This window comes from Marinobacter sp. NP-4(2019), from assembly GCF_003994855.1.
Lineage (GTDB): Bacteria > Pseudomonadota > Gammaproteobacteria > Pseudomonadales > Oleiphilaceae > Marinobacter.
Window position 1 is genome coordinate 1,247,580 of record NZ_CP034142.1, and the last position, 13,086, is coordinate 1,260,665.

The 13,086-nt window shown below is 57.0% G+C and carries 10 protein-coding genes; 9 read left to right on the forward strand and 1 reads right to left on the reverse strand.

Going from position 1 to position 13,086, the window contains the following annotated elements; genetic code table 11:
• Positions 1–96: 96 nt before the first annotated feature.
• The 8 genes from EHN06_RS05705 (at position 97) to pdxJ (ending at position 9,010) form a co-directional block, all read left to right on the forward strand.
• Positions 97–2,823 (forward strand): EAL domain-containing protein, encoded by a 2,727-nt coding sequence (locus EHN06_RS05705; RefSeq protein ID WP_127330979.1) that lies wholly within the window; start codon positions 97–99, stop codon positions 2,821–2,823.
• A 104-nt stretch (positions 2,824–2,927) separates the two neighbouring features.
• Complete coding sequence (gene lepA / locus EHN06_RS05710; RefSeq protein ID WP_127330981.1) at positions 2,928–4,730, forward strand: translation elongation factor 4; 1,803 nt, start codon at positions 2,928–2,930, stop codon at positions 4,728–4,730.
• Between the two features lie 11 nt (positions 4,731–4,741).
• Positions 4,742–5,530: a signal peptidase I gene (gene lepB, locus EHN06_RS05715; RefSeq protein ID WP_127330983.1), complete on the forward strand. Its 789-nt coding sequence runs from the start codon at positions 4,742–4,744 to the stop codon at positions 5,528–5,530.
• A 21-nt stretch (positions 5,531–5,551) separates the two neighbouring features.
• Positions 5,552–5,941, forward strand: a complete 390-nt coding sequence (locus tag EHN06_RS05720) for a DUF4845 domain-containing protein (protein WP_127330985.1) — start codon at positions 5,552–5,554, stop codon at positions 5,939–5,941.
• Positions 5,938–6,627, forward strand: a complete 690-nt coding sequence (gene rnc, locus EHN06_RS05725) for a ribonuclease III (protein WP_127330987.1) — start codon at positions 5,938–5,940, stop codon at positions 6,625–6,627. The genes EHN06_RS05720 and rnc overlap by 4 nt, the downstream gene beginning before the upstream one ends.
• A complete protein-coding gene (gene era / locus EHN06_RS05730) occupies positions 6,627–7,544 on the forward strand; it encodes a GTPase Era (RefSeq protein WP_127330989.1) in 918 nt (305 codons plus the stop codon). The genes rnc and era overlap by 1 nt, the downstream gene beginning before the upstream one ends.
• A gap of 7 nt (positions 7,545–7,551) precedes the next feature.
• Positions 7,552–8,280, forward strand: coding sequence for a DNA repair protein RecO (recO, locus tag EHN06_RS05735; RefSeq protein ID WP_127330991.1), 729 nt, complete (start codon positions 7,552–7,554; stop codon positions 8,278–8,280).
• Positions 8,270–9,010, forward strand: coding sequence for a pyridoxine 5'-phosphate synthase (pdxJ, locus tag EHN06_RS05740; RefSeq protein WP_127330993.1), 741 nt, complete (start codon positions 8,270–8,272; stop codon positions 9,008–9,010). Before recO ends, pdxJ begins: the two co-directional genes overlap by 11 nt.
• Before the next feature lie 6 nt (positions 9,011–9,016).
• Here pdxJ and EHN06_RS05745 read toward each other — a convergent pair whose 3' ends face one another.
• Positions 9,017–11,917, reverse strand: coding sequence for an ATP-binding protein (locus EHN06_RS05745; protein WP_127330995.1), 2,901 nt, complete (start codon positions 11,915–11,917; stop codon positions 9,017–9,019).
• Positions 11,918–12,178: 261 nt separating this feature from the next.
• On the opposite strand from EHN06_RS05745, the gene cysM reads away from it, so the two are divergent.
• Positions 12,179–13,072 (forward strand): cysteine synthase CysM, encoded by an 894-nt coding sequence (gene cysM / locus EHN06_RS05750; RefSeq protein WP_127330997.1) that lies wholly within the window; start codon positions 12,179–12,181, stop codon positions 13,070–13,072.
• Positions 13,073–13,086: the final 14 nt, after the last annotated feature.

A 13,086-nucleotide genomic window follows, 5' to 3' on the forward strand; every position in this document is an offset into this window, starting at 1 on the left:
TGAAGCCCCGGGTGTTCGTTCAGGGACATAGCCCGGGGCTTTTGTTACACTACAAAAAATAAACAAGAACGTCGGCCACGGATCGGACCTGCCCGTATGATGAACAAAAAGGAACTTCCCCTCAGGACACTTCTGAAACTCCGTAATGCCTGGGTCGCGTGGCTCCTGCTTGCGGCTTGTATTGTTATCACCTTGCTGCTGTGGCAGCTTTCCATACGCCTGGTTGAGGATCGCACCGAAGCCCGTTTCCGTACCCAGTCACTCCAGCTCAAAACCGCCATTGAAGAACGTCTGCTGAATCATGAGCAGGTTCTGGCCGGCAGTGCCGGCCTGTTCGCTGTGGCGGGAACCGTGAGCCGTGACCAATGGCGGGAGTACGTGGACAAAGTCGACATCGATCGTTACTACCCGGGCATTCAGGGGATCGGGTATGTGGAGCGTATCGGTGTCCGGAATATGGCGGATCACATTTCATCCGTTCGTGCTGAAGGTGTTCACAACTATCTGGTGACACCGCTGGGATCGGGGCCGGATTACTATCCGATGGTGTACCTGGAGCCCGGCACCGATCGTAATCGCAGGGCGCTGGGTTACGACGCGTTCAGCGATCCCATCCACCGCAGGGCGATGGAAGAAGCCCGTGATGGGGCAAAACCAACGGTTACCGGGAAAGTTATCCTGATTCAGGAAGAGGTGGCGGAAGATCAGGCCAGTTTCCTGATGTATTACCCGGTGTATCAGGGCGGAGACGTTCCGGAGCTTCGTGTGGAGCGCCGAATGATGCTCGCAGGCTTCGTGTTCAGCGCGTTTCGTATGAACAACCTGCTTGACGGTATCGTTGGTCTGATTTCGCCTTTCCTCGACGTGCGTATCTACGATGGTGATCAGGTTTCCCGGGATACGCTGATGTATGGTTCCAATCTGGGGTCACTGGATAACGACTTCAGCTTTGATATGAGCCAGACGATTCGCCACGGCGGCAGGAACTGGTTGTTGCAGACCCGCTCGACCCCTGCCTTCGATTATCTGGCTTCCGATCCCCGCCCGCCGATTGTGTTAGGGGCTGGCATTGTCATCAGTTTCCTGCTGTTCCTGTCCGCCCTCACACTGATTCGCTCCCGTATCCTGGCGCAGGTAGGCGCTGGCCGATACCGCGCCATTACCGAGGGTGCGGCCAATGTCACCCTGGTGCTCAGCCGTGAGGGCGAGCCTCAATACGCCAGTCCGTCTAGCAAGGATATATTGGGTTTTGATCCCGAAAAATTGCAGGAGCTGGATTTTGAGTCGATTGTCCATGGTGATGACTGGCCTCAGTTGGTGACGGGGTTTGAAGAATCCGTTGGTGCTCCGGGCAAGCAGATGCCGGTTATCCGTGCACGGGTCCGTGACGCCCACGGCCAGTGGCGGGACATGGAAGGAACCTATACCGCTATGCTGAATGTGCCGGGGGTAGACGGCGTGGTGTTGAGCTTGCGGGATCTGACCCAGTTGAAAGCGGCCCAGTCGGAGCTGCATCGCCTGGCATTTTATGACCCTCTGACGGGGCTGGCTAACCGTCAGTTGTTCCGTGACCGGCTGAATCACGTGGTTCGTCGCAGTCGTCGTAGTGGGGAGCCGGCGGCGCTGATGTTTCTGGATCTTGATGGCTTCAAGCGGATCAACGACACCCTGGGCCACGATTCCGGTGATGAGCTGCTCAAACGGGTCGCCCAGTGGCTTACGGGTTGTGTGCGGGAGGAGGATTCTGTTGCCCGCCTGGGCGGTGATGAGTTCGTGGTGCTGCTGTCGCATATCAGTGGTCCGGACGCTGCCGGCAAGGTGGCTGAAACCATCCTGCGGCGACTGTGTCAGCGAATCCGTCTGAATGAGCATGAAGTGGGGATTACGGTCAGTATCGGTATTACCATGATTCCGCACGACAGCGAGGAATCCGGCACGTTGATGAAGTACGCCGACCTTGCCATGTACCGGGCCAAGGAGATGGGCAGGAACACCTACCAGTTCTTTACTCCCGCGATGAATATCCAGGCGGCCCGTCGCCTGCTGCAGCAGGAGGAGTTGGCCACGGCCCTGGACGGAGACCGGTTTGTGCTGCACTACCAGCCCAAGGTGGATCTGGAAACTGAACGGGTTATCGGTGTCGAGGCGTTCTTGCGCTGGCACCATCCGGAGAAAGGTTTGGTGTCGGCACAGCAGTTTATAGGGCTTGCGGAAGAAACCGGCCTGATTGTGCGTCTGGGCGAGCTGGCCTTGCGGCAGGCCTGTATCCAGGTTCAGGCGCTTGAGCGAGCCGGGTTCGAGTCCCTGAAGATGGCGGTCAATCTCTCGGTGCGCCAGCTGACAGACTCCGGATTCCTGGATATGGTGCGTCAGGTGATCACCGAAACCGGCGTGTCGCCGGAGCGACTGGAGCTGGAAATGCCGGCCGAGTTGCTTAATGAGGACCCCCGCATGTTGCGGGATCTGCTGGTTTCCCTGCACGATCTGGGCGTTTGCCTGATTCTCGACGATTTCGGTACGGGATCATGCTCGCTCGTGGCACTGCAACAACTGCCGCTCAATGTTATCAAAATCGACCACCGGTTTATTCGCGACATCCCCTACAATGTCAGTGCTACTGATGTGGCGTCCGCCGTGATTGCCCTGGCCAGGAAACTGCACCTGACGGTTGTGGCCGAGGGTGTGGAAACCCCGCAACAGCTCAGCTTCCTGAAGACCGCCGGTTGCGCCCAGTGTCAGGGCAATCTGTTCAGCTATCCGCTGGACGAGGATGCCCTGATCGGCTTCCTGATTCGGCAGTATGAGCGACCGCTTATTTCCTGATCATGGCAATGGCGGCGAGTAACCGGTAAAATCACGCCGTTCCCGGACTGCGGTAGCGGCCCCTCCGGGCTCAATCCTTCGTCTTATATGAGTATTCATTGTCTGTGACTGAACTGAGCCGAATCCGTAACTTTTCCATCATCGCCCACATCGACCATGGTAAATCCACACTCGCGGACCGTTTTATCCAGGTTTGCGGTGGCCTGACCGACCGTGAAATGGCCGAACAGGTCCTGGACTCCATGGATCTTGAACGTGAGCGCGGGATTACCATCAAGGCCCAGAGCGTCACGCTCAACTACAAGGCCCGGGATGGTCAGGAATACAAGCTGAATTTTATCGATACCCCGGGGCATGTCGATTTCTCCTATGAGGTGTCGCGCTCTCTATACGCCTGTGAGGGGGCATTGCTGGTGGTGGATGCCGGGCAGGGCGTGGAAGCCCAGTCCGTGGCCAATTGCTACACCGCCATAGAGCAGGGTCTGGAAGTGGTACCGGTTCTCAATAAAATGGATCTGCCCCAGGCAGAGCCGGAACGGGTGGCTGCAGAGATTGAGGATATTATCGGTATTGAGGCGTCCGATGCCGTGCGTTGCAGTGCCAAGAGCGGACTGGGCGTTGAGGATGTACTGGAGGACCTGATCCGGAAGATTCCGCCGCCCAAGGGTGATCGGGGGGCCCCGTTGCAGGCACTGATCATTGATTCCTGGTTTGATAACTATCTGGGCGTGGTCTCCCTGGTGCGGGTCACCGAGGGTACCCTGAAAAAGGGTGACAAAATCGTGATCAAGTCCACGGGCAAGGCCTGGAACGCCGACAAGGTGGGCATCTTCAATCCCAAGCCAAAGGATACCGATGTTCTTGAGGCCGGTGATGTGGGCTTCGTGGTGGCGGGCATCAAGGACATCCATGGTGCGCCGGTGGGGGATACCATCGTGCATCAGAAGTTCTCGCAGGAGACACCGATGCTGCCGGGGTTCAAAAAAGTGAAACCCCAGGTGTACGCCGGTCTGTTCCCGGTCAGTGCGGATGATTATGACGATTTCCGGGATGCGCTGGAGAAACTGACCCTGAACGATGCCTCGCTGTTTTTCGAGCCGGAAAATTCCGATGCCCTGGGCTTCGGATTCCGTTGTGGCTTCCTCGGCATGCTCCACATGGAAATTATCCAGGAGCGGCTGGAGCGGGAATACGACATTGACCTCATTACCACCGCGCCGACGGTCATCTATGAGGTGCTGACCAAGCAGAATGAGACACTGTCGGTGGACAACCCGTCACGGCTTCCGGATGTTGGTTCCATAGAGGAAATGCGAGAGCCTATCGTCGAGGCCAACATTCTGGTGCCCCAGGAGCATCTTGGTAATGTCATCGCCCTGTGCGAAGAGAAGCGGGGTGTTCAAAAGCATATGCATTTCATGTCGACCCAGGTGCAGCTCACCTATGAGCTGCCCATGGCGGAAGTGGTGATGGATTTCTTTGATCGCATCAAGTCCGCAAGCCGTGGTTTTGCGTCTCTGGACTACCACTTCATCCGTTTCCAGCCGGCCAACCTGGTACGCCTTGATGTGTTGATCAATGGCGAGCGGGTGGATGCCCTGGCGTTGATCGTGCATAAGGAACAGGCTCACTACAAGGGCCGGCAGCTGATCGAAAAAATGAAGGAGCTGATTCCGCGCCAGATGTTTGATATTGCCATTCAGGCTGCCATCGGCACTCACGTGGTGTCACGGGTCACGGTGAAGGCGCTTCGCAAGAATGTAACCGCCAAGTGTTACGGTGGTGATGTGAGCCGTAAGAAGAAACTGCTGCAAAAGCAGAAAGAAGGTAAAAAACGCATGAAGCAACTGGGCAACGTTGAGGTGCCTCAGGAAGCCTTCCTTGCTGTACTGAAAGTGGATAAATAAAAGGCACCTGAATGGATATTGATTTTCCCCTGGTCCTGGTTGTACTGACGTTTGCAACAGGCCTTATCTGGCTGGCTGACAAGCTGTTTCTCCGCAAGCGCAGAATGGCCGGTGTGCCAGCCGGTGACGGTTCACAGGAAAATGAGGCGGAAGCCCCCAAAGAGCCCTATCTGGTAGACCTGAGTCGCTCCTTCTTTCCGGTGTTGGCAATTGTCCTGGTGCTGCGTTCCTTCCTGGTGGAGCCCTTCCAGATACCGTCAGGGTCCATGCTGCCGACTCTGGAAGTTGGTGATTTTATTCTGGTGAACAAGTTTGCCTATGGCTTGCGACTGCCCGTAGCAGGCACGAAGGTGCTTGAAGTCGATGATCCGGAGCGTGGGGACGTGATGGTCTTCCGTTACCCGGAGGATGGCCATACCAACTACATCAAGCGTGTGGTGGGGTTGCCCGGGGATCATATTCGCTACCGTAACAAGGAGCTGTTTATTAACGGTGACAAGGTGGAGTCGCAGTTCGTGGCGCGGCTACCACCGCTGGAACTTCGCCGGGAGGCTCTGGGGGAAACGGAGCATGACCTCTTTCTGACTTTGGGGCGTCCCGGCGGTTCCGGTGAAGGGGAATGGACAGTTCCCGAAGGGCATTACTTCGTGATGGGTGACAATCGTGACAACAGTAACGACAGTCGATACTGGGGAACAGTGCCCGACGAGCTGATTGTAGGTAAGGCATTTGCCATCTGGATGCACTGGAAATCGCTCACCAGTCTGCCATCCTTTGATCGTGTCGGCGGCATTGACTAATTCTCAAGGAGTGCAGTTCGAATGCAGAAGAATAAATTCTCCTCAATGAAGCGTCAGGGAGGGGCTTCGGCTCTCACCATGCTGGTTATGGTGCTGTTTTTTGGCAGCCTGCTGACACTGGTGATCAAACTGGGGCCGGCCTATCTGGATGACATTACTATTCAGGAAGCCCTGGAAGGGCTGGAAGGCACGGAAGGTCTTTCGACCATGGGGCCACCTCAGGTCCGTAGCCTGATCAATAAAAGGTTGAGTGTGAATAACGTCCGCGGCTTTGATGCCAAACAGATCAGCGTTGAGAAAAATGGTGAATTTGTGGTGATCAAGGTCGACTACGAAGTGCGTAATAACCTGTTCCGCAATGTGGATACCGTTATTCACTTCAAACACGAATACGAGATGAAGGGCAAGTGAGTTCGCAACCGGATCTGGAACAGCTACAACGCCGAATAGGGTATCAGTTCAAGGCGCCGGAGCGCCTGTTGCTGGCTCTGACCCACCGCAGTTACGGCAATCAGAATAATGAACGGCTGGAGTTCCTGGGGGATTCCATCGTTAATATGGTGATCGCCGAGCATCTTTACCTGCAGTTCGAAAAAGCCCGGGAAGGCCAGTTGAGCCGTTTGCGTGCCCGTATGGTCAAAGGTGTGACCCTGGCAGAAATTGGCCGTGAATTTGAGCTGGGAAAATATCTCAGGCTGGGTTCCGGCGAGTTGAAAAGCGGCGGATTTCGCCGGGAATCGATTCTCGCCGATGCCGTGGAGTCCATCATCGGCGCGATCTACCTCGACAGCGATTTTGATACTTGCCGGCAGCAGGTGCTGCGCTGGTTTGAGAGGCGGCTGAAGAACCTGGATCTCCAGGACACCCAGAAAGACCCGAAAACCCGGCTTCAGGAATACCTGCAGTCTCGTCAGTTCCCGCTGCCGCGGTACGATGTCATCTCGGTGGACGGAGAAGCCCATGCACAGACTTTCCATGTTTCCTGCGCTTTGCCGTCATTGGGGCGTAAAACGTCCGGCGTCGGCAGCAGTCGTCGTATTGCCGAGCAGCAGGCCGCCCGTAATGCCCTGAAGGAACTGGGTGTGGAGAATGACTAATGAATGATGTTACCCGTCCGGACGACCCGGACAGCCGGTGTGGTTTTGTTGCCATTGTCGGCCGCCCGAATGTGGGCAAGTCCACATTGTTGAATCATATACTTGGCCAGAAGCTGAGCATAACTTCCCGCAAGCCCCAGACGACACGCCATCAGGTGCTGGGGATCAAGACCATGGGACCGGTGCAGGCGATCTACGTGGATACTCCAGGTATGCACGAGGAAGAGCCCAGGGCGTTGAATCGCTACATGAACAAGGCGGCGACCTCGGCACTGATCGATGTGGATGTGGTGGTGTTTGTGGTTGACCAGATGGCCTGGACCACGGCGGATGAGCTGGTTCTGGAAAAGCTGTCCAGACTCAAATGCCCGGTGATCCTGGCAGTCAACAAGGTCGACAAGATCGACAAGCGCGAAGCGCTGTTGCCACATCTGGACATGCTGTCGAAGAAGCGGGAGTTTACCGAGATCATTCCGCTGTCAGCCCTCAAGGAGATGAACCTGCAGCCACTGGAAGAGGCTGTTGGCCGCTATCTCCCGCAGAGCGTGCATTTCTATCCGGATGACCAGGTGACTGATCGTAGTGAGCGGTTTATGGCAGCTGAGATGGTCCGCGAGAAAATTACCCGGCAGCTGGGTGCGGAACTGCCGTATTCCGTGGCGGTTGAAATTGAAGAGTTCCGCCGTGATGGCAAGACCCTGCATATTTCTGCACTTATTCTGGTGGAGCGGGAAGGCCAGAAGAAAATTATCATCGGCGACAAGGGCGAGCGGATGCGCCGTATTGGCCAGGAAGCCCGTACAGACATGGAGCGGTTGTTCGACAGCAAGGTCATGCTCCGCCTGTGGGTCAAGGTCAAGCGGGGCTGGGCCGATAGCGACCGGGCCCTGAAGAGCCTGGGCATGAACGATTTCTGAGCACAGCATGGCCGGGACAGTACAGCAGGAACCGGCGTATGTGCTCCATCGCCGTCCCTGGCGGGAAACCAGCCTTCAGGTCGACGTATTTACCCTGAACGCAGGGCGGGTGTCGTTGATTGCCCGGGGTGCCAACAGCGCCAGGAGTCCGCTCAAGGCCCAGTTGCAGCCATTCCAACCGTTGATGCTGAACTGGACCGGGCGGGGTAACCTGAAAACCCTGACCCAGGCCGAAATCCGTAGCGGGCCCTCACTTAATCGTACGGCGGCACTATACAGCGGACTGTATATTAACGAGCTGCTGCAGAGAGTTCTGCCGGCAGCAGACCCTCATCCCTCCCTGTTCGCCGCCTATATCCATGTAATTACAGAACTTTCGGAAACGGATGATGTTGAACCGGTATTGCGCCGGTTTGAATATTCATTCGCTGAGGCGTTGGGGTACAGTTTTTCCTGGGACGTTACGACGGATTCCGGAGTCGGGGTCGAGGCGGGCCAAAGCTATTGCTATGATCCGGAGAGAGGCATCCTGCAGCGTCCGGACGAGAACGTACGGTTGCGGAACCTGTCGGGGGATACCCTGATAGCTCTGGCGTCAGGTGATCTCGAATCACCGGAATGCCGCCGTGTAGCCAAACGGGTTACGCGGGTGTTGGTGGACTACTTGTTACAGGGCCGGCCGCTGCACAGCCGAAGCCTTTTCAGTCATGTTCGGAGAGAATCGAATGAATCCTAGAGTGTTACTTGGTGTGAACATCGATCACGTGGCAACCCTCCGTCAGGCTCGGGGCACACGCTATCCGGATCCGGTACAGGCGGCCTTGCTGGCCGAGGAGGCTGGCGCAGACGGAATTACCATTCATCCTCGTGAGGATCGCCGTCACATTCAGGATCGCGATGTACTGATGCTCAAGGAGACCCTGCAGACAAAGATGAACCTGGAGATGGCCGTCACCGACGCCATGCTGGCGTTTGCGGAACAGGTCCGTCCGGAATGTGCGTGTCTTGTTCCGGAAAAGCGGGAGGAGCTCACCACCGAAGGCGGGCTGGATGTTGATGGTCAGGAGGCCCGGGTGGCCAAGGCCTGCGAGCGTCTGGCGAAAATCGGTGTCGAGGTGTCATTGTTCATTGATCCGGATCCGGTACAGATTGATGCCGCCGTTCGCTGCGGTGCTCCGGTGGTGGAACTGCATACCGGAGAATACGCCGAGGCTGATGATCCCCAAGCGTCAGAGGCTGCCTTCAAGGTGCTGGCGGATGCGGTGGCCTACGCCCGTAAAAAGGGGCTTGTGGTGAATGCTGGCCATGGCCTGCATTATCACAACACCGAACGGGTGGCGGCAATTCCCGGCATTAATGAGCTTAACATCGGCCATGCCATTATTGCCCGGGCAGTCTTTACCGGCCTGAAAGAGGCCGTACGGGACATGAAGGCCATTATCGAGAGTGCACGTCTGGGCAGTTAAGTTGCCTCAGCTCAGGGTGTTGGTGTTCCCGGAACCGGTGGCCCCCGCTTCTGATAGCTGGCGGAACTGCGCCTGCCAGTCGGTCTGGTTGCCCCATATCTGCAACCTCTCGATAGCGGCCAGCAACTGATCCTTATGATAGGCCATGTCTGATGATGAGCACTTGAGCGCGGTTTCGAACTGGTTTGCGGCCGCCCTCAATTCTGGCACGCCACAGTAGCGGGTTGCCCCGTGCAGCTTGTGGACGCAGTCCAGGAGCGAGTCGAGGTCGCCCGCTTGCCAGAAATTCTGAACCTTGTCCGCATCTGAAGACAGCTGTTCCAGAAGCATACTGAACAACTCTTCGGCGAGATCCGCCTTGCCGGCCGCCAGTTGAATACTCTCCTCGACACTGACGCATTGTTGCTGAAGCTTGCGGGTTGATGGCCGCAGGGTCTTGCTTGTGTCTCTGATTTCCGGAACCCGGATATGATGGGGTTGCGGTGAGATGTCGCTGGTATAGCCGGTGTATTCACGAATGGTTTCAACCAGCTGGCCGCTGCTGATCGGTTTGGCAAGATAACCGTCGAATCCCTGACGAGCCAGCCGATCCTGTTCGTCTGCAAGCGCGTGGGCCGTGAGTGCAATAATCGGGGTGCGGTGGCTCTTGTTGTCCATGGCACGCAATCGCGCTGTGGTCTCGACACCATCCATGCCCGGCATCTGCAGGTCCATAAAGACCAGATCAAAGGGATTGTTGCGAGCCTTGCTGATGGCCTCGAAGCCGCTGGAAGCGCTCTCCGCGGTTACCTGGCAGTCTTTCAGTAGGGTCATGACCAGTTTCAGGTTGGCCTCGTTGTCGTCTACGGCCAGCACCCTTGGTACAGCTCCGGTCGGTTGCCACAAGGGAATGGCCTGCTGTTCCTGCAGTGGTTGTTGCCGGGTGTTGATACCATGAACCAGTAACAGCAGCTCGTCATACAGGGCGTCACGGCACACAGGTTTCGTAAGATGCCCGCTGGCCAGGCCGGACAGGGGAGTGTCGTGTGTGTCGAGCGTAGGTGTCAGTAGCAGTGTGCGACAGTCACGTTCCAGTTCCAGGTTGCGTACAAGAGCACAGTACTGGCTGGAGTTCAGCAGGTGCCGGGTGATGCCGATAACAGCAAGCGCATAGCCGGCCTGGCTCCTTTGGGCTTCTTCCACCTGTTCCTGCATCGCTCCGGGGGAGGCGACCACATCCACCGTCATGCCCCATTCCTTTAGCATGTGCTCTACCGCCAGGCCGGTGGTTTTCTGGTGTTCCAGATAGATGACGCGTTCTCCGCGGAGCGAATCCCGGGGGGCGCCTGCGTCGCCAGAGGTGGACAGCTCCGAGGTCAGCGTGAACCAGAACGTGGACCCTTTGCCAAGCTCGCTTTGCAGCCCGATTTTGCCTCCCATTTCTTCCACCAGTCGCTTGGATATAGCAAGGCCGAGTCCCGTTCCGCCATACTGGCGAGCGGTCGAGGCATCGGCCTGGTTGAAGGCATTGAACAGGGATTGCTGCTGGGCCCGGGAAAGGCCAACCCCGGAATCGGTGATGCTGATACGCAGGGTCACCTTGTTGTTTTCCTGATCCTCATCTTCAAGGCTGGCCCGGAGGACGACTTCACCGGTCTGCGTAAACTTGATGGCGTTGTTGACCAGGTTGGTAATCACCTGCTTGACCCGCAAGGGGTCGCCCATGATGTTATCGGGCACATCGTTATAGACCAGCGGTACCAGGTCCAGATTTTTACCGTGGGCAGCGGGGGCCAACATCACCATGACATCTTCAACAATGTCCCTGAGCTGGAAAGGAACCCGGTCCAGGATCAGTTTGCCGGCCTCGATCTTCGAGAAATCCAGGATGTCATTGATGATGGTCAGCAGAATTTCGGAGGATTTCCGAATGGTGCTGAGGTGGTCCCGTTGCTGACGGGGCAGTGGGCTCTTCATCAGCAACTCGGTAAAGCCGATGATGCCATTCAGGGGTGTGCGTATCTCGTGTGACATGTTGGCGAGAAATTCGGATTTGATCCGGCTTGCCTCCAGGGCCTCCTTGCGAGCGAGATCCAGCTCGATGTTCTGGATCTCGATGGTTTCCAGGGTTTCCCGCAGGTCCTCGGTGGCCTGATCAACGTTCTGTTGCATTTCCGCCTGCGCCTTGCTCAGCTCTTCCGCCATGGCGTTGAGACCGGACTCCAGTTGTTCGAATTCCGGGCCGGCAGCCGTGTGCACGCGGGTATCCAGTTTGCCTTCCTTGAGTTTGGCCACCGCTTCGTTCAGTTCGAAGATCGGATCGGTAAAGGCGCGGCTGAGGCGCATGGCAATGATGAGGCTGAGAATGACGCCGCCCAATACCAGTATCAATGAGATCAGCAGGGCCTTGTAGGTTTCCTTTTCCGTGCGGATATGGGACATCTCAACCGCCGCCCAGCCAAGGGGCTCCTGTACGCCGCTGACAGGTTTGCCGGCACCCTGGTCCAGCATGCTCTCGATCATCAGATCCTGAAGGAATACGGGGGTGACAAACAGCGTGCTGTCATCGCGAAATATACGCCAGGGGCCTTCTGCCGTGAGTTCGTCCGGGGATATGGCGTCGGCGCTTCCGGGGCCGGTGTGCAGCAGTCGCTTTCGTTCACCATTGAAAAAAGTGATGGAGCGAACATCCTGTTCTTCCAGGAGGGCGTTGGAGAGGCTGTTCAGCAAACTCCGGTTGGCGGTGAACAGACCGTACTCGGAACCCGCCGCCAGTTGTCGTGACAACGACTGGCCGCGATCCTGCAGCAGACTTTCAATATTGTTGACCCAGCTGTAGGTGAAGAACAGCCCAAGTACCAGGGTGGTCAGAAGGGTGGGGACCAGCGTCACCACCAGTACTTTTTTGCGAATGCCCCAACGCCGCATATCGTGTTCCTGATGTTATCGTTACCAGCCAGATTCTCCGGCTTTACTTCCCTGTCAGAATAGATGATCCGGAAACCCGACGCTGAGTTGCCCGGCCGGTTTTGTCCCGGATATAGCTGCCGGTCATGGATATAGCGAGAAGCTGTATTGGGAGACGGCGGCTATAACGCGTATCATGCGAATCCGAAAGTGTACCACAGGCTATTATCAGCTTGGTTATCTGACATGCCGGGAGAAGGCAGACTTGAGAAAGGTTCCCTTATGAATTTCCCCACCATAGAAGATTATGTCGGGCATACACCGCTGGTGCGTTTGCAGCGCCTGCCGGGCGATACCAGTAATGTGATTCTCGCCAAGCTCGAAGGCAATAACCCGGCCGGCTCGGTCAAAGACCGTCCGGCCGTCAGCATGATCCAGGAAGCCGAGCGCCGGGGTGAGATCCGTCCGGGTGACACGTTGATCGAGGCCACCAGTGGCAACACCGGTATTGCCCTGGCCATGGCTGCGGCCATCAAGGGCTATCGCATGGTACTGATCATGCCGGAGAACATGAGCGAGGAGCGCCGGGCGTCCATGCGGGCCTATGGTGCGGAAATCGTCACGGTATCGAAGGAAGAGGGCATGGAAACCGCCCGGGACCTGGCCCTGCAAATGGAGGCGGAGGGTAAAGGCAAGGTACTCGACCAGTTCAGCAATACCGACAACCCGCTGGCCCATTATCGCACCACCGGCCCCGAAATCTGGGAGCAGACCGGCGGACGGGTGACCCATTTTGTCAGCTCCATGGGAACCACCGGTACTATCATGGGCGTATCCCGGTACCTGAAAGAGCGCAATCCCGATATCCGTATCATTGGCTTGCAGCCGAAGGAGGGGGCATCCATTCCCGGTATCCGTCGCTGGCCCGAGGCCTACCTGCCAAAAATCTACGAGGCCAGCCGGGTCGACCAGGTGCTGGATATTGGCCAGCAGGAAGCGGAAGACACCATGCGGGCCCTGGCCAGCGAGGAAGGTATTTTCTGCGGCGTTTCTTCCGGCGGATCCATTGCCGCGGCCCTGCAACTGTCAAAACAGGTTGAAAACGCCGTGATCGTGGCCATTATCTGTGACCGTGGTGACCGCTACCTGTCTACCGGCGTCTTTCCCGGCGCCTGAACCGCAGCAAGAGA

What these genes read in the sequence shown, in the direction of transcription:
- EHN06_RS05705 (WP_127330979.1), top strand. Translation starts at nt 97, where the DNA reads ATGATGAACAAAAAGGAACTTCCCCTCAGGACACTTCTGAAACTCCGT.
- lepB (WP_127330983.1), top strand. Translation starts at nt 4,742, where the DNA reads ATGGATATTGATTTTCCCCTGGTCCTGGTTGTACTGACGTTTGCAACA.
- EHN06_RS05720 (WP_127330985.1), top strand. Translation starts at nt 5,552, where the DNA reads ATGCAGAAGAATAAATTCTCCTCAATGAAGCGTCAGGGAGGGGCTTCG.
- era (WP_127330989.1), top strand. Translation starts at nt 6,627, where the DNA reads ATGAATGATGTTACCCGTCCGGACGACCCGGACAGCCGGTGTGGTTTT.
- recO (WP_127330991.1), top strand. Translation starts at nt 7,552, where the DNA reads ATGGCCGGGACAGTACAGCAGGAACCGGCGTATGTGCTCCATCGCCGT.
- pdxJ (WP_127330993.1), top strand. Translation starts at nt 8,270, where the DNA reads ATGAATCCTAGAGTGTTACTTGGTGTGAACATCGATCACGTGGCAACC.
- EHN06_RS05745 (WP_127330995.1), bottom strand. Translation starts at nt 11,917, where the DNA reads ATGCGGCGTTGGGGCATTCGCAAAAAAGTACTGGTGGTGACGCTGGTC.
- cysM (WP_127330997.1), top strand. Translation starts at nt 12,179, where the DNA reads ATGAATTTCCCCACCATAGAAGATTATGTCGGGCATACACCGCTGGTG.